The organism is Aquitalea sp. ASV15 (genome assembly GCF_016429115.1).
Taxonomy (GTDB): domain Bacteria; phylum Pseudomonadota; class Gammaproteobacteria; order Burkholderiales; family Chromobacteriaceae; genus Aquitalea; species Aquitalea magnusonii.
The window spans coordinates 1-15,937 of the sequence record NZ_JAELTZ010000034.1 but is presented as its reverse complement, the minus strand read 5'-3'; the positions used below and the strand labels follow the sequence as shown (position 1 = coordinate 15,937).

The window sequence follows — 15,937 nt, the reverse complement described above, 5'->3', positions numbered from 1 at the left end:
TTTCGTATTTATTTTCTAATAGAAAATATTTTCCGAAAAATGTTTTTGTAGCGCAGCGGTTTCACACTAAAATATGCCCATCCGGATTGATGAAACCACGCCCCATGACCAAGGAAATAAGCGCCGATCAGCTGATGCAACGCATTGCCGAGGAATACGAAGACCTGAGCAAGCAGCTGAAAGTCATTGCCAAATACGTAGAAGAACACCGCCAGACGCTGGTGCTGGAGCGCATTACCGACATTGCCCAGGCCTGCGAGGTGCAACCTTCCGCCATCGTGCGTTTTGCCCAGCGCTTTGGCTTCAGCGGCTTTTCCGACATGCAGACGGTGTTCCGCGATGCCTTTGCCCCGGCAGGTGGCAATGTCAACAATTACCAGAAGCGCATCCGCAGCGTGATTGCCACGCAGGACACGCCGCTGAGCAACACCCAGGTGACGCAGAACTTCATTGCTGCCTGCCAGCAAGGGCTGGACGAGTTGTCGCAAGCGCTGGACCCGGCGGCCATCGACAAGGCGGTGGAATTGCTGGTGAAGGCAGATAATATCTATGTGGTGGCGGTGCGGCGCATGTTTCCGATTGCCAGCTATATCAGCTATGCCTTGCAACACACGGCCAAGCGGGTGCATCTGGTTTCGGGCCTGGGCGGCATGTACCACGACCAGATCCGCAGCATCCGTGAAAACGACCTGATGATTGCCATCAGCTTCCAGCCTTATGGCAAGGAAACCCGCTACTGCGCACGCGTGGCCGGACAAAACAAGGCAAAGCAGCTGGTGATTACCGACAGCCAGTTGAGCCCGCTGGCACGCAATGCCGATGCGGTGCTGACGGTAAAAGAGGGAACCGCGTTTTCCTTCCGCTCACTCACCAGCACCATCAGCCTGTGTCAGGCCTTGTTCATTGCCCTGTCTTACCGGCTGGAACTGGTGATTGAAGAGACCCGCGACGCCGGGGCTTACGACGACTGATCAGCAAGGACGACATGATCAGTCCCGCGCCGGTCAGCTGACTGGCGCTCATGCTGCTGCCAAACCACCACCAGGCCAGCAAGGCCGTCCATACCGGCTCCAGCAGCAGGATGAAAGCGGAACGCTGCATTGGCACCCGCGCCTGTGCCCAGCCTTGCAGGAAGAAGCGGCCACAGGTGGCCAGCAGGATACTCACCAGCAGCCAGGCCGTCACCCCGCCGCTTAGTCGGGATGGCCAGTGTTCCACCAGTACACTGCCGACCAAACCGGCCACTCCGGCCAGCAGCAGCTGCAAGGCGGTCAGGCTCAATGCCGGAGCCTTCGCCCCTGCCCTGCCGTTCAGATTGAGAAATATCGACATCGCCACGGCCGAAGCCAGAAACAGGCTGTCGGCCGCACCCAGCTGCCAGCCACCATGCAAGGCCATGGCCGCCACGCCCAGCGCTGCCAGCGGCATCGCCCACAAGGTTTGCGCCAGCAGCACGGTGCCAAACATCAGCCGCGCCAGCACTGGTGCCAGCACCACCCCCAGGCTGCCGATGAAGGCACCCACGCCCAGGTTGTTGCTTTGCTGCAAGGCCAACATCCACAGCACCATGGCCAAGGCCAGCATCAGCGCACTCCACCAGCTGCTGGCAGGCAAACGCCAAGGCAATGGCTGGGAACGCCAGCGCGCCAGCAAGGCCAGCACCACACCGGCACTGCCAAAGCGCACTCCCAGAAACAACAAGGGGGGCATGCCGCGCAAGACTTCCTTGGAACACAGCCAGCCAAAACCGGCAATCAGGGTAACCAGCACCAGCGTGGCTTCTGCCAGTCCGGGACGTACAGCTTGATCTACTCTCACAACTGGATTCGGGCGCACAACACGTTTCCGCAACAATGAAAAAACGGGAAGGCGCACCTTCCCGATCAACACCCTGCTGAGAGATTCCTGCCGCATTGTCATGCCGCATCAGGACAGCCGGGTGTGACTCCGGCGACAGTTTAACTGTTGCCACACCCGCTGTGTGATGCCAGGGTATCAGCTGCGGCGATTGCGCTGGCGGTACTGGTCCGCCACCACGGCCACCACAATGATGATGCCTTTGACGATTTCCTGGTAATAAGCGTCGATACGCAGGAAGGTGAAGCCGGAGGTCATGGTGCCCAGAATCAGCGCACCAATCACCGTGCCGGTAATCTTGCCCAGACCGCCATTGAGCGAGGTGCCGCCAATCACTGCGGCAGCAATGGCATCCAGCTCGTACATCATGCCCATGCCAGCCTGACCGGACACCGCCCTTGCCGAGGTCACCACGCCGGCCAGACCGGACAGCAGGCCGGCCACGGTGTACACCAGAATCAGGTGGCGGTTGACATTGATGCCGGCCACGCGCGCAGCGGCACGGTTGGCACCAATGGCATAAGTGTATTTACCGTAACGGGTGTAGCTGAGCACGATGTGGAACACCAGCGCCGTCAGCAGGAAGATGATGATGGGGTTGATGCCGGCACCGATAGCCGCATAGTTATCGGACAGCATGCTGATGGGCTCACCCTTGGTGTACCACTTGGCCAGGCCGCGTGCGGTGACCATCATGCCCAGTGTGGCGATGAAGGGCGGAATGGCTGTGCGGGCAATCACCGCACCGTTGATCAGGCCGCACACCAGCCCCACCAGCAAACCGGCCACCAGTGGTGCAATCACCGGCAGGTCGGTGAGCGAAGGGAACACCGCGCGGGCAAAGTCCGAAGTCTGTGCCAGGCTGGCCGACACCATGGCGGTGAGTGCCACCACCGAGCCGGATGAGAGGTCGATGCCGCCCATGATGATGATCTGGGTGACGCCCACCGCGATGATGCCGATCACCGACACCTGCAGCACCATCACGATCAGTCTTTCCTTGTTGGCGATGAAGCTTTGGCCGACGAAAATCCAGCCCAACAGTTCGAATATCAGGGCCACGCCCAACAGCACCATGAAGATGCGTGCTTCGGCGGGAATCCTGAAGCCAAATGCGCCGGATTTTGCTGCCTTGTCCAGCGGCTGCGTATTGCTGATTGCCATCTCGTCTTCTCCTGCTGTTATTGTGCTTTGCCTGGCTTGCGGCAGTGTCAGCCGGCAGCCAGTGTCATGATGCTGACCTGGGTGGCGTCGGCACGGTCGACAATGCCGGTCACCCTGCCCTCGTGCATCACCATGATGCGGTCGCTCATGCCCAGTACCTCGGGCAGCTCGGACGAAATCATGATGACCGCCACACCCTGCCCGGCCAGCTTGCAGATCAGCTTGTGGATTTCGGCCTTGGCGCCCACGTCGATGCCGCGGGTGGGTTCATCCAGAATCAGTATTTTCGGCTTGGTCAGCAGCCAGCGGCCAATCAGCACTTTTTGCTGGTTGCCACCGGACAGGTTTTCGATGCGTTCGTCCAGATTCGGCGTTTTCACCCGCAGCGTGCCGGACATGGCTTCGCACATGGCGTCCAGCGCCTGCTGACGGACAAAACCGGCCTTGAGGTTGTCGCCACCCAGTACCGAAATCTGCATGTTTTCCTGAATGCTCAGGTTGAGAAAACAGCCGGTGTCCTTGCGGTCTTCAGTCAGAAAGGCCATGCCGTGCTGCATGGCGGTGCGCGGGGAGTCCACCGTCACTGCCTGGCCATTGATGCGGATCTGGCCGCTACTGGCCGGGCTGACGCCAAACAGGGTTTCCGCCACATTGCTGCGGCCGGAGCCGATCAGCCCCGCCACGCCGAGGATTTCCCCCTGGCGGACACTAAATGTCACATCACGGAACACGCCATCCAGGGTGAGCTGCTCCACTTCCAGCGCCACCTCGCCAATCGGCACGATGGTTTTGGGGAACATCTCGGTGATTTCGCGCCCCACCATCATGCGGATCACTTCATCATGAGTCAGCTGCTCCACCCGCTTGCAGCCGATGAAATGGCCATCGCGGAATACCGATACCTCGTCGGCAATCTCGAACAACTCGTTCATCTTGTGGGTGATGTAGATGATGCCCTTGCCCTGCTCGCGCAGCATGCGCACGATGCGGAACAAATGGGCGACTTCGTGCTCGGTCAGTGCAGACGTGGGTTCGTCCATGATCAGCACGTCGGAGTTGTACGACACCGCGCGGGCGATCTCCACCATCTGGCGGCTGGAAATGCTCAGGCTGGCCACCTTGGCCTCGGGGTCCAGCTCGATGGACAGTTGGGCAAACAGCTCGCGGGTCATCTGGTACATTCTGGCGTGGTCGATCAGGCCGAAGCGGTTCAGCGGCTCGCGGCGGATCCAGATGTTTTCGGCAATGCTCATGAAGGGCATCAGGTTGAGTTCCTGATGAATCATGGCGATGCCGTTTTCCAGGGCATCCAGTGGCGAAGTCAGTGCGATGTCGCGGCCGTGCAGGCGGTACACGCCCTTGTCCGGGATATATACCCCGGCCAGGATTTTCATCAGCGTGGACTTGCCGGCGCCGTTTTCGCCCATCAGCGCATGCACGGTTCCGGCGCGCAGGCGGAAGGACACATCATCCAGCGCTACCACACCGGGAAAGGCCTTGCGCACGCCTTCCACTTCAATCAACAGCGTTTCACGCTCCACGGGCGGGTGGGACGCTGTAGCTGCCTGCGGTTTTTCCGGGGCCAGGCTCAACATGGCTTGCTCTCCTCCTTGAGTACCGGGCAGCCCGCTACCGGGCTGCCCGCTTCAGCATTAGTTGCGCGACTGGTAGTTCTTCAGATTGGCCGGGGTGACCAGTTCAAACGGTACCCAGATCATGGACGGCAGCTTCTCGCCACGCGACAGCTTCAGAGCGGTATCCACCGCGCCCTTGCCCTGACCGGCGGCATTCTGGAACACAGTGACTTTCAGCTCGCCGTTCTTCATGGCGGTGAGGGCATCCTGGGTGGCATCCACGCCAGCCACGATGGTTTTGTCCAGACGCTTGGCAGACTTGAGTGCCTGAATGGCACCCAGTGCCATTTCGTCGTTATTGGACACCACGGCGTCAAACTGCAGGCCGGCGCTCAGCCAGTTCATCATCAGGTCACGGCCATCGGTGCGCGACCATTTGGCGGTCTGCTTTTCCACAATCTTGATACCGTTACACGGCGCCTTGGCAATCACCTCTTCCACATCCTTGGTTCGCTGACGTGCGGCCTGGTTGGCCAGGTCACCCATCATCACCACGATATTGCCCTTGCCCTTCATCAGGCGGCACACCTCTTTCATCTGCACGGTGCCGGATTCGGCCTCGTTGGAACCGACAAAGGCCACCTTGGCAGGCAGGGTCTTGTCAGCTGGCATGCGGTTTACGTACACCAGCGGAATGCCGGCGCTTTGCGCCAGTTTGGTGATTTTCGGGGTGGCATCGGTATCCACCACATTGACGATGATGGCGTCCACTTTCTGGGCAATGAAGTTTTGTACCTGGCTGAGCTGGCGACCGACATCGTTTTGCGCATCTTCAAACTGGATGTCCACGCCCTTCTGGGTGCCGGCATAGGTTTTCATGTTGTTGCGCAGCACGGTGAGGAAGTTGTCGTCAAAGGCGGACATGGTCACGCCCAGTTTGGCGGCGGATGCCGGCATGGCCAGCATGGTGAGGGAAAAGAACACTGCGGAACCAGCAAGCTTGGTGATGCGTTTCATTGATGCGTCTCCTGTCCTTATGGTGTGGGTTCGATCCCGACATGCCGCCGACCGCTCATGTTGCAGTGCAATGCGAAGCGCATATCGTGTTGTCGTGCAGCTAAGATAAGTGAGCCGCATCAATATTGCAAATAAAATTTCATGCTGCACCGCACTTAGAAATGTTTTTCTATATTTTGCCAACAACAGCGGCAACACAGTGATCAGGCAGCCCGGTCTTACCCTGCTGGAAACGCCCTATCCAGCTGATTCAAATGGTTTTTTCTTCAAAAAAGACAGCGTGCGCTAGTGAAAAATGAAAAAGCCATGCCGATAGGGCATGGCTACTGACACTGCTGCCAGCTTTACCGGCAACACGGGGTTTTCAGGCAACCACCGGCTGGCGCAGGCTGGCACACAAGGCCGCCAGATAGTCGTAACCCTTCTTGGCATATTCATAGCTGGGTGCCAGCGCCGGGTCCTGCTCGGCCTCCACCACCAGCCAGCCCCGATAACCATGGCGCTGCAAGGTGGCCAGGATGGGGGCGAAGTCGATCATGCCGTCGCCCGGTACGGTAAACACGCCCTTGAGCACGGCGTCCAGAAAGCTCCAGTTTTCCGCCCTGGCCTGTTGCATCACCGCCCGCCGTACATCCTTGCAATGCACATGCACCACCCGGTCGACATGCTTGAGCAGCTCGACATAGGCATCGCCCCCGGCAAAAGTGATGTGGCCGGTATCAAACAGCAGGCCGACATCCGGCCCGGTCATTGACATCAGCGAGTCCAGGTCGGCACTGGTTTCGCAATACGCCCCCATGTGGTGGTGGTAGGCCAGGGTGATGCCCTTGCCCTTCAGCCAGCTGCCAAAGGCGTCCAGCCGTGCCGCGTAATCCTGCCACTGCTGTTGGCTGGCAAAGCGTGGCCGTTGCGATAACGGTGTCTGCTGCTGTCCCTGCACCGAGTCCGCGACTTCGCCATACACCAGCACTTGGCAGCCATTGAACAGCAGCTTGTCCACGTGGGCAGTGGCTGCGGCTATTTCCTGCTCCACCGTGCCGGTTGCCAGATGGCCGGAATGCCAGCCAGACACCACCGCCACGCCGTATTCGGCCATTTTGTCGCGCAATGCCTGCGGGTCCTTGGGAAACTTGTTGCCCAGCTCGAAACCGGCGTAACCGATTTCTGCGCCTTCTTGCAGGCAGGTTTCCAGCGGGATATGCCCGCCCAGCTGCGGCAGGTCGTCGTTGCTCCAGGAAATCGGGTTGATGCCGATGCGCACATCAAATTGCTGCACTGTCTCACTCCTTATATATGTATGTGTAATGGCTGTGCTACAGCCGCTGACGCAAGCGGGCTTGTTCGTAGTCGGCACGGGCGCTACGTACCGCTTCGCGCTCGGAGACCTCCGGAATACCCACCTCCCACCAGCTACCGCCTTCCGGCGTGCATTGCGGCCCATCAATACGCAGCTGAATCAGGTAACTGCGGCTGGCGGCGCGAGCACGCACCATGGCGGCCAGCAGCTCGGCCACCGAGCCGACGGTTTCGGCCTCGGCCCCCAGGGAGCGGGCATTCTGGGCAAAGTCGATCTGCGGGATACCGTGTTCGCCATGCAGGCAATCGGCCAGCATATTGTTGAAAGGCGCACCGCCGCAGGCCTGCTGCAAGCGGTTGATGCAGGCATAGCCGGCATTGTCCAGCAGTACCACGATGATTTTGTGCCCCAGCATCACCGAAGTGGCCAGCTCATTGTTCAGCATGAGGTAACTGCCATCGCCCACCATCACGATGACTTCGCGCTCCGGGCGGGCCATCTTCACCCCCAGGCCACCGGCCACTTCATAACCCATGCAGGAAAAGCCGTACTCCATGTGATAACCACCGGGCGTACTGGTGCGCCACAACTTGTGCAGCTCGGCCGGCAGCGTACCGGCAGCGCACACCACGATGTCTCGCTCAGCCGAATCCGCCGCCGACGCCTGTACTGCACCGATGGCCTCGGCATAGGTGGGCAGGCTGGCACGCGGGCTGCGCACAATCTCGTCCACCTGACGGCGCCAGCCATTGCACAGTCGCTGGCTGTGCGCGGTCCAGTCGGCATCGGCCTGCCAGCCTTCCAGCGCTGCACTCAGCACGGCCAGCCCGACGGCGGCATCACATTGCAGGCTGTGGCCCCCCCATTTGATGGCATCAAAACCATTCACATTGATGGACAACAAGGTGGCCTGGGCATACAGCGCATGCGAGCCGGTGGTGAAGTCCTGCAAACGACTGCCCACCGCCAGCACCAGGTCGGCTTGCGCGGCCAGCTCGTTGGCCGCCGGGGAACCGGTGACGCCGATGGAACCGGCCAGCAGCGGGTGATCCCATGCCAATGCCCCTTTGCCCGCCTGGCTCTCGCCAACCGGAATGCCATGGTTTTCAACAAAACTTTTCAGTGCCTCCACACCGCCAACGCTGTACAGCACCCCGCCACCACAGACGATGAGCGGGCGCTTGGCCTGGCGCAGCAAGCTGGCCAGAGCCGCCAGCTCGGCAGGTTCGGGCGGTGGCTGACGGAAGTGGATATCACGCTCGGCAAAGAAAGCTTCCGGCCAGTCAAAGGCCTGCGCCTGCACATCCTGCGGCAGGGCCAGTGTCACCGGGCCGCACTGCGCCGGATCGGTAAGGGTAGCAATCGCACGCGGCAAGGCGGTCAGTAACTGGGACGGCACCACAATGCGGTCGAAGTAGCGCGATACCGGCCGCAGGCAATCCACCGCCGATACACCGCCATCCTGAAAATCTTCCACTTGTTGCAGCACCGGGTCCGGCGCGCGCGAGATGAACACATCGCCCGGCAGCAACAGCATGGGCAGGCGATTGACATGGGCCACCGCCGCAGCGGTAACCAGATTGGTACAACCGGGGCCAATGGAAGTGCTGATAGCCATCATGCGGCGGCGAAAGTGTGCCTTGGCATAAGCGGTGGCAGCCAAGGCCATGCCCTGTTCGTTGTGGGCACGCAAGGTGGGCAGCACATCCTGCGCCGCCTGCAAGGCTTCGCCCAGGCCGGCCACATTGCCGTGGCCGAAAATAGCCCACACGCCACCAAACAGCCGCTCGCGGCGGCCATCCGGCTGGGTGACAAACTGCGCGGCCAGATAGCGCACCAGCGCCTGGGCCACGGTGAGACGTACGGTTTTCACATCCATTCTCCAGGGGGCGATGAGGCCAGCTGACCGGGCGGTGCCAGCATGACGTGATCGAGAGTAAGGAACAGCCTGCCACTACGATATAAGATTTCCGGATTATTGCAAATTATTTTTCATTTTAATTTTATTTTGAAAAACATTTTCCGCAACACAAACACCGCCTGCTCAGGCTGACAGATAGGGCGAGGCCGACATGTTCTCTGCCAGATACAGGCGGAATTCAGCCGCTCCGCTTTCTCCTCCCGGCGGCAGCACCTCCAGCGCCGCCAGCACATGTTGCAGGGCCTTGATGGCCTGGCCATCCGGGTCCTGATCAATCACCACGTCCAGCAGCCCCTGTTGCAGATAATGGCGGTGGTCGTCCGACAGCTCGTGCGTTACCCAGCACACCTTGTCGTGGATGGCATAGCGGCGCAGCGCAGCCTCAATGCCGGGTGAACCGGCCCCGCTGTTGTAGATGCCGGCAATCGGACGGCCCTGTTTGAAAGCATGGCTGACCGCGGCATAGCAACGGTCGGCATCGTCATGGGTGGCGGTCGCCACCTGATCACACTGCAAATGGGGAAAGCGTTGTGCCAGCACCTCGGCACAACCGCTGGCACGCTCCAGATGGCCACGGTAGTCCGGCCGGCTGGACAGCAGCAATACCCGGCCCGCTTGCTGGCACAGGCGGCCCAGCAGCCAGCCGGCAGTCCGCCCGGCGGCATGGTTGTCTATGCCCACATAACGAGCCTGCGGCAGAGCGGCCACATTGCTGACCACCAGCGCCACCTGCTCGCCGCGCTGGATGGCGGCTTGCAAGGCCTGCTGCACGGCCGGGGTATCCGGTGCCGCCACAATCAACCCCTGCCGGGGGTAAGGCCGGGGCCGCAAGGCGCGCACCATGCCGGCTTCATCCTTTTCCCCCAGCGTCTGCTGATGCACCACCACCCGTCGGTCCAGCATGGGCAGTGCCGCTTGCAAGGCCTGCCGTAGCCGCCGGAAAAAGGGGGAGTGGTTGTCCGGCAGCAGGATGTCGATATGGATCAGGCCGTGGCGGGTATCCGGCAACAGCCGTGGCACGGCCAGCTCACGCGCGGCGGCCACCACCTTGGCGCGGGCCTGGGCCGACACGCTGCCACGTTCGTTCAACACCCGGTCCACCGTGGCCACGCTCACCCCGGCCTGGGCGGCAATTTCAACAAAGCGGGCAGTTTTCTTGCGACGTGGCGGCTGGGTCATGCGTATTACCTCTGGCTTCCTGCGGTGTGCCAATCGGCCCACATTGACGATTTATCGTCAAATCAGCAACTGAAACCCTGTCTCGCTTCCCCTAGATTGCCTCCAGCGCTACCACGCTGCAGCCCTTTTACCACGATGACCTAGCCGTTTGGCATTGGGTGCACTGCAACATGGTTATCAGCCAACACCACAAGAAATGGAGGACGACATGAAGATTGCGCTGGACCCGTACATGCACCGGCAGCTCAGCCTGCCGGAGCTATGCCGCAAGACGGCGGAGCTGGGCTACCGCCATATCGAACTTTCCCCGCGCGCCGACCTGCTGCAATGGTGGGCCATGCCACGTGCCAATAGTGAACGCCTGGCCGGTTTCAAGCAGGCCATGCGCCAACACGGTGTCAGCCTGGCCACGCTGCAACCGATGTACCGCTGGTCCAGCCCGTTTGAAGATGAACGCCAGGCGGCGATGAAATACTGGAAGCGTGCCATTGAAATTGCGGTGGAACTGGAATGCGACACCATGATTTCGGAATTTGGCCGGGGCGCAGCGCCGGAACGTTGCGTCGGGCTGGGTGCCGGCATCAATACGCCGGAGCAATGCGAAGCCGCATTCTGGCGCTCCATGGAAGAACTGCTGCCGATTTTCGAGCGCGAAGGACTGCAACTGTCGATCGAGCCGCATCCGGAAGACTGGGTGGAAACCTTCCAGCCAGCGCTGGACATCGTGCAGGTGATTGGCTCGCACCATGTCAAGCTGTCCTATATCGCGCCGCACACCTTCTATTACGGCGAGGACATGGCCACCATGCTGCGCGCCGCCGCGCCGGTGCTGGCGCATGTGCGGGTGGCCGACACCTTCAATCACAAGGCCTCATCCGGCCTGCGCTATATCGTCAACCCACCCGGTGCCAATGTGCGCGTGCATCAGCATCTGGACATCGGCCAGGGCGAAATCGACTGGGATGTGTTCTTCGCCACCCTGGCCGAGATCGGTTTTGACGGCGTGCTGTCCTCCTGTGTGTTTGCCTGGGAGGAACGCGCCGATGAATCGTCGCGCTTCATGCTGAGCGAGATGCAGCGCTATCTGGATAAGCACTACCAACAAAAGTAAGTCGTCCCTCTCATTCACAGAAAGACCACCATGGCCCCCAACATCCGCTTTGCCATCAACCGTATCAGCGCGCCGCGCCTGTCCTTTCCCGACTATCTGGCCATGTGCCGCCGACTGGGTGTGAGCGATATCGAAATCCGCAACGATCTGAATGGCGTGGAAATCAGCAATGGCACCCCGGCGGCCCAGCTACGCGCTGCCGCAGCCGAAGCCGGCATCACCATCCGCACCATCAATGCGCTCTACCCGTTTGATGTATTCGATGCCGACCTGCAACAGCGCGCGCTGCAGCTGGCCAGCTACGCCCGTGACTGTGGTGCAGAGGCGCTGGTGATGTGTCCGCTCAACAGCCGTGACGATACCCGCACCGCCAGCCAGCGCCAGCAAGACCTTATCCATGCGCTCAAGCAGTTGAAGCCGATTCTGGACGACCACGGCATCACCGGCCTGGTGGAAGCACTGGGCTTCGAGGAATGTGCGCTGCGTCGCAAGTCCGAAGCCGTCACCGCCATTTACGCCGCCGCTGGTGAGCGCCATTTCCGCCTGGTGCACGACACCTTCCACCACCATCTGGCTGGCGAGGACATTTTCTTTCCGGAACTGACCGGGCTGGTACACATCTCCGGCGTGGAATCGACCACCCTGGCCAGCACGGATATGCGCGACGGCCACCGCGTGCTGGTGGGCAGTGCCGACCGGCTGGGCAATATCCCGCAGCTGAAAGAACTGCTGGCGCGCGGCTATCAGGGGGTGGTGTCGTTTGAGCCATTTGCCAACGACATCATGGAAGCGCCGGACAGCGAAACCCTGCTGCGTAACAGCATGGATTACATCCGCCAGCAACTCGCCAGCTAAACCGGCACATCACACCACAAGCAAGAACAAGGAGACAGACATGAGTTTAGCCATTGGCGTCATCGGTAGCGGAGCCATCGGTCAGGACCACATCCGCCGCATCAGCCAGACCCTGTCCGGCGCACGCGTGGTCGCCGTCCACGACATCAACCCACTGCAAGCCGAGGCCACGGTCAAGCAATACCAACTGGCTGCCAGCGTGCATGACAGCGGCCAGGCACTGATTCGCGACCCGGCAGTGGAGGCCGTGCTGGTGAGCTCATGGGGCCCCAGCCATGAAGAATTCGTGCTGGATGCCATTGCCGCCGGCAAGCCGGTGTTCTGCGAAAAACCGCTGGCGGTCACTGCCGCAGGCTGCATGCGTATCGTCCAGGCCGAGCGTGCCCACGGCAAACGGCTGGTGCAAGTTGGCTTCATGCGGCCCTATGACGCTGGTTACCGTGCGCTCAAACAGCTACTGAACGAGGGACGCATCGGCGCACCGCTGATGCTGCACTGCGCCCACCGCAACCCCTCCGTGGGCGAAGGTTACACCACGCCAATGGCCATTACCGATACGCTGATTCACGAACTGGACGTGTTGCGCTGGTTGCTGGATGAAGACTATGTGTCGGCCCAGGTGGTCTTTCCACGCAAGAGCAGCCACGCCCTGCCCCATCTGGCCGACCCGCAGATTGTGCTGCTGGAAACCGTCAGCGGCGTGCGCATCGATGTGGAAATTTTCGTCAACTGCCAGTACGGCTATGACATCCAGTGCCAGATTGTCGGCGAGACCGGCATTGCCAGCCTGCCCGAGCCGTCCAGCGTAGCGCTGCGCAGTGCCGCCAGTTATTCCACCGCCATCCTCACCGACTGGAAACAGCGCTTCATCGCCGCCTACGACGTGGAACTGCAAGCCTTCATCAACGGCGTGCAGGCCGGCTCCCTCACCGGCCCCTCAGCCTGGGATGGCTATGCCGCTGCCGTGGCTGCGGATGCCTGCGTACTGGCACAACAGAATGGCGCAGTGGTGGACATCAACATGCCGGAACGCCCCGACTTCTACTGAACCCTGCTTCTGCAGCACACTTCCTCGGACTTGCCACAGTGGCCGACAGCGACTGTGGCATTTTTTCTATTTGCGCCAAATAAAATAAAATTTCCAAATAAATAATTTTCAGAAATTATTTTCCAATATATACTGTTCTGCAAGCACACCAACTGCAGCACGGTTGGCCAATAACACGCATGAGGAGACAGCAATGACCGCAGTAGCCCTGTTCGGTGCCGGCCGTATCGGCAAGATCCACGCCGCCAACCTGGCCGCCCAGCCCGGCGCACGCCTGAAGTATGTCGTCGACACCCATCAGCCTTCGGCACAGCAGCTGGCGGGCCAGTACGGTGCCAGCGTGACTGACATCGACAGCGCCCTGGCCGACCCGGAAGTGGGCGCGGTGGTGATTGCCTCCAGTACCGACACCCATGCCGACCTCATCCTGCGCGCCGCCGCCCGTGGCAAGGCCATCTTCTGCGAGAAGCCGGTAGACCTGACGCTGGAACGCGCCCGCCAGTGCGCTGCGGCAGTGAAGGAAGCCGGCGTGGCCTGCCTGATCGGTTTCCAGCGCCGCTACGACCCGACCTTTGCCGCAGTAAAAGCACGCATCGAGGCCGGGGAAATCGGCCAGCCGGAAGTGCTGGTGGTCACCAGCCGCGACCCGGGTGCGCCGCCGGTGGACTACATCAAACGCTCCGGCGGCATTTTCAAGGACATGCTGATTCACGATTTCGACATCTGCCGCTGGATTCTGGCCGACGAAGCCGTCAGCGTGCAGGCCACCGCCAGCGTGCTGACCGACCCGGCGATTGGCGCAGCCGGTGATGCCGACACCACCGCCGTCACCATCCGCACCCGTTCCGGCCGCCTGTGCCAGATCAACACCAGCCGCCGTGCCGCCTATGGCTACGACCAGCGCTTTGAAGTGCTGGGCAGCCTGGGCATGTTGCAGGCCGGTAATCACCGCCCGACCGAAGTCACGGCTTATGGCGGACAGCAGGTCAGTACCGATCTGCCGGAACACTTTTTCCTGGAACGCTACCGTGCCGCTTACGCACTGGAAATGGTGCACTTCTTTGAGGTGGTGCAACGCGGCGTCACCCCGCGCACCACGGTGGAAGATGGCGTCAAGGCGCTGGAGCTGGCCGATGCCGCTAGCCGCTCCTGGCAGGAAAACCGCCTGATCAGCCTGTAAGCCTTCCCTTCCTCTATCACATGCCCGCCGCCAAAGCTGCCGGTGGGCAGGGAGAAGTCATGTCTGAACTGAATATCGGCATTGTCGGCCTGGGTAGGCTGGGCCGTCGTCATGCGCTCAATCTGCGCGATCGCATTCGTGGGGCCAAGCTGGTAGCCGCCTGCTCGCCGCTGGATGATGAACTGGCCTGGGCGGCAGAACAGCTGCCGGGCGTACACCGCCACCACACGCTGGAGGCCATGCTGGCAGAGCCACAGGTACAAGCGGTGTTTCTGGTCACCCCCACCGCGCTGCATGCCGAGCAGATCATCGCCTGCCTGCGTGCCGGTAAGCATGTGTTTTGCGAAAAACCGCTGGCCCTGAATGTGGAGGATTGCCAGAAAGTAGAAGCAGTAGCGGCTGAGTACCCGCAGCTCAAGGCGATGGTGGGTTTTGTACGCCGCTTTGATGCCAGCTATCAGGATGCGGCAGAAAAGCTGCAGCAAGGTGTGGTGGGCCAAGCCTATCTATTGCGCTCGCAAACCTGCGATTTGAACGACGAGAACGGTTTTTTTGTGAAGTTTGCCCCCAGCAGCGGCGGCATTTTCATGGATTGCAGCATTCACGATATCGACCTGGCACGCTGGCTGCTGGGCTCGCCCAAGCCCTTGCGTGTCTGGGCCACTGGCACCAATGCGCTACACCCGGCCCTGGCCGATTGCGGGGATGTGGACAATGGCGTGGCCATGCTGGAGTTTGCCGATGGCAAGCTGGCCTGCTTTTATGCCTCGCGTACCCAGGCACATGGCCATGAAACCCTGACCGAAATCTTTGCCACGGCAGGCCGGTTGACCGTGGGAGCCAACCCGCGCGCCAACCGGGTAGACATCAGCGATGCCCATGGCGTGCGCAACGAATGTGTGCAGGATTTCTACCAGCGCTTTGCCGAAGCCTTTGTCAGTGAAGCCCAGCACTTTGTCGATGCCGTGCTGCACGATCAAGCCTTGGCGCTCAGCCTGGCCGATGCCACCGAGGCCACCCGCATTGGTCTGGCCATCACCCAGGCCTTGCGCAGCAAACAGGTGGTGGAGCTGTAAACCTGCCCACACCTCCCGCTCCGTCAAAAAAGCCCTTGCCGGGTACGGCAAGGGCTTTTTGTTTCCAACCATCCCCGACACAGGCGGGGTTCAGGGCTTCATGCTGCCCTGCTCCACCAGCCGCTCATGCCAGGACAGTGCCTCGCCCAGCAAATGCGGCGTGTGCTTGCCCTTGCTGTCGCGGCAGGCGCGGTCGAAGTAATCCTGCAGCAGCGGGCGGTAGTCCGGGTGGGCACAGTTGGCAATCACCACCCGCGCGCGTTGCTTGGGCGACAGGCCACGCAAGTCGGCCAGGCCCTGTTCGGTGACGATGATGCAGACGTCGTGCTCGGTGTGGTCGACATGGCTGACCATGGGCACGATGCAGGAAATCGCCCCGTTCTTGGCGGTGCTGGGAGTAACAAAGCAGGACAGGAAGCCGTTGCGGGCAAAGTCGCCAGAGCCGCCAATGCCGTTGATGATGGAGGTACCTGCCACATGGGTGGAATTGACGTTGCCATACATGTCCGCCTCCACCATGCCGTTGATACCGATACAACCCAGACGGCGCACCAGTTCGGCATGGTTGGAAATTTCCTGCGGCCGCAGCACGATGCGCTCGCGGTAGTGCGCGATATTACGGGCAAACTCCTGCACCCCTTCCGGGCTAAGCGACAGC

The 15,937-nt window shown here is 61.0% G+C and carries 15 protein-coding genes; 7 read left to right on the top strand and 8 right to left on the bottom strand.

The genetic code is table 11. The features are described 5' to 3' along the window. Positions 1–104: 104 nt before the first annotated feature. Positions 105–971 (top strand): MurR/RpiR family transcriptional regulator, encoded by an 867-nt coding sequence (locus tag JHD64_RS14705; RefSeq protein ID WP_045846020.1) that lies wholly within the window; start codon positions 105–107, stop codon positions 969–971. Here JHD64_RS14705 and JHD64_RS14700 read toward each other — a convergent pair. The 4 genes from JHD64_RS14700 to JHD64_RS14685 all read right to left on the bottom strand — a co-directional run bounded on the left by JHD64_RS14700 (position 901) and on the right by JHD64_RS14685 (position 5,612). Next, positions 901–1,818 carry a DMT family transporter gene (locus tag JHD64_RS14700; protein WP_199053797.1) on the bottom strand — a complete coding sequence of 306 codons (918 nt, stop codon included), beginning with the start codon at positions 1,816–1,818 and terminating at the stop codon, positions 901–903. The genes JHD64_RS14705 and JHD64_RS14700 overlap by 71 nt on opposite strands. Positions 1,819–1,995: 177 nt before the next feature. Continuing rightward, positions 1,996–3,021: an ABC transporter permease gene (locus JHD64_RS14695; protein WP_199053795.1), complete on the bottom strand. Its 1,026-nt coding sequence runs from the start codon at positions 3,019–3,021 to the stop codon at positions 1,996–1,998. Positions 3,022–3,068: 47 nt separating this feature from the next. Further along, positions 3,069–4,616 (bottom strand): sugar ABC transporter ATP-binding protein, encoded by a 1,548-nt coding sequence (locus JHD64_RS14690; RefSeq protein ID WP_199053793.1) that lies wholly within the window; start codon positions 4,614–4,616, stop codon positions 3,069–3,071. Positions 4,617–4,673: 57 nt separating this feature from the next. Then, positions 4,674–5,612 (bottom strand): sugar ABC transporter substrate-binding protein, encoded by a 939-nt coding sequence (locus JHD64_RS14685; RefSeq protein ID WP_199053791.1) that lies wholly within the window; start codon positions 5,610–5,612, stop codon positions 4,674–4,676. 109 nt (positions 5,613–5,721) lie between these two features. Between JHD64_RS14685 and JHD64_RS14680 the strand changes: the two genes are divergently transcribed. Beyond that, complete coding sequence (locus JHD64_RS14680; protein WP_199053789.1) at positions 5,722–5,901, top strand: hypothetical protein; 180 nt, start codon at positions 5,722–5,724, stop codon at positions 5,899–5,901. A 75-nt stretch (positions 5,902–5,976) separates the two neighbouring features. Here the strand turns inward: JHD64_RS14680 and iolE are convergent, their stop codons facing one another. The 3 genes from iolE to JHD64_RS14665 all read right to left on the bottom strand — a co-directional run bounded on the left by iolE (position 5,977) and on the right by JHD64_RS14665 (position 10,009). Further along, positions 5,977–6,888 (bottom strand): myo-inosose-2 dehydratase, encoded by a 912-nt coding sequence (gene iolE, locus JHD64_RS14675; protein WP_199053787.1) that lies wholly within the window; start codon positions 6,886–6,888, stop codon positions 5,977–5,979. 37 nt (positions 6,889–6,925) lie between these two features. Then, positions 6,926–8,782, bottom strand: a complete 1,857-nt coding sequence (iolD, locus tag JHD64_RS14670; RefSeq protein WP_370540961.1) for a 3D-(3,5/4)-trihydroxycyclohexane-1,2-dione acylhydrolase (decyclizing) — start codon at positions 8,780–8,782, stop codon at positions 6,926–6,928. Between the two features lie 171 nt (positions 8,783–8,953). Then, the gene (locus JHD64_RS14665; RefSeq protein ID WP_199053783.1) at positions 8,954–10,009 is read right to left on the bottom strand and encodes a LacI family DNA-binding transcriptional regulator; all 1,056 of its coding nucleotides are present in this window, start codon (positions 10,007–10,009) and stop codon (positions 8,954–8,956) included. Between the two features lie 208 nt (positions 10,010–10,217). On the opposite strand from JHD64_RS14665, the gene JHD64_RS14660 reads away from it, so the two are divergent. The 5 genes from JHD64_RS14660 to JHD64_RS14640 all read left to right on the top strand — a co-directional run bounded on the left by JHD64_RS14660 (position 10,218) and on the right by JHD64_RS14640 (position 15,279). Further along, complete coding sequence (locus JHD64_RS14660; RefSeq protein ID WP_199053781.1) at positions 10,218–11,120, top strand: sugar phosphate isomerase/epimerase family protein; 903 nt, start codon at positions 10,218–10,220, stop codon at positions 11,118–11,120. 30 nt (positions 11,121–11,150) lie between these two features. Next, positions 11,151–11,975, top strand: coding sequence for a TIM barrel protein (locus tag JHD64_RS14655; protein WP_199053778.1), 825 nt, complete (start codon positions 11,151–11,153; stop codon positions 11,973–11,975). 40 nt (positions 11,976–12,015) lie between these two features. After that, positions 12,016–13,023: a Gfo/Idh/MocA family protein gene (locus JHD64_RS14650; RefSeq protein WP_199053776.1), complete on the top strand. Its 1,008-nt coding sequence runs from the start codon at positions 12,016–12,018 to the stop codon at positions 13,021–13,023. Positions 13,024–13,216: 193 nt separating this feature from the next. After that, entirely contained in the window at positions 13,217–14,203 is a 987-nt protein-coding gene (iolG, locus tag JHD64_RS14645) for an inositol 2-dehydrogenase (protein ID WP_199053774.1), read from the top strand. A 59-nt stretch (positions 14,204–14,262) separates the two neighbouring features. After that, positions 14,263–15,279, top strand: a complete 1,017-nt coding sequence (locus JHD64_RS14640) for a Gfo/Idh/MocA family oxidoreductase (protein WP_199053772.1) — start codon at positions 14,263–14,265, stop codon at positions 15,277–15,279. A 90-nt stretch (positions 15,280–15,369) separates the two neighbouring features. Here JHD64_RS14640 and JHD64_RS14635 read toward each other — a convergent pair. Beyond that, on the bottom strand, positions 15,370–15,937 hold a 568-nt coding region (locus JHD64_RS14635; protein ID WP_304506504.1), incomplete at its 5' end, for an acetyl-CoA hydrolase/transferase C-terminal domain-containing protein.

Bases quoted from the DNA above. Each gene is read 5' to 3' on its own strand.
- JHD64_RS14705 (WP_045846020.1), top strand. From the start codon at position 105: ATGACCAAGGAAATAAGCGCCGATCAGCTGATGCAACGCATTGCCGAG.
- JHD64_RS14695 (WP_199053795.1), bottom strand. From the start codon at position 3,021: ATGGCAATCAGCAATACGCAGCCGCTGGACAAGGCAGCAAAATCCGGC.
- JHD64_RS14690 (WP_199053793.1), bottom strand. From the start codon at position 4,616: ATGTTGAGCCTGGCCCCGGAAAAACCGCAGGCAGCTACAGCGTCCCAC.
- JHD64_RS14685 (WP_199053791.1), bottom strand. From the start codon at position 5,612: ATGAAACGCATCACCAAGCTTGCTGGTTCCGCAGTGTTCTTTTCCCTC.
- JHD64_RS14665 (WP_199053783.1), bottom strand. From the start codon at position 10,009: ATGACCCAGCCGCCACGTCGCAAGAAAACTGCCCGCTTTGTTGAAATT.
- JHD64_RS14660 (WP_199053781.1), top strand. From the start codon at position 10,218: ATGAAGATTGCGCTGGACCCGTACATGCACCGGCAGCTCAGCCTGCCG.
- JHD64_RS14655 (WP_199053778.1), top strand. From the start codon at position 11,151: ATGGCCCCCAACATCCGCTTTGCCATCAACCGTATCAGCGCGCCGCGC.
- JHD64_RS14650 (WP_199053776.1), top strand. From the start codon at position 12,016: ATGAGTTTAGCCATTGGCGTCATCGGTAGCGGAGCCATCGGTCAGGAC.
- iolG (WP_199053774.1), top strand. From the start codon at position 13,217: ATGACCGCAGTAGCCCTGTTCGGTGCCGGCCGTATCGGCAAGATCCAC.
- JHD64_RS14640 (WP_199053772.1), top strand. From the start codon at position 14,263: ATGTCTGAACTGAATATCGGCATTGTCGGCCTGGGTAGGCTGGGCCGT.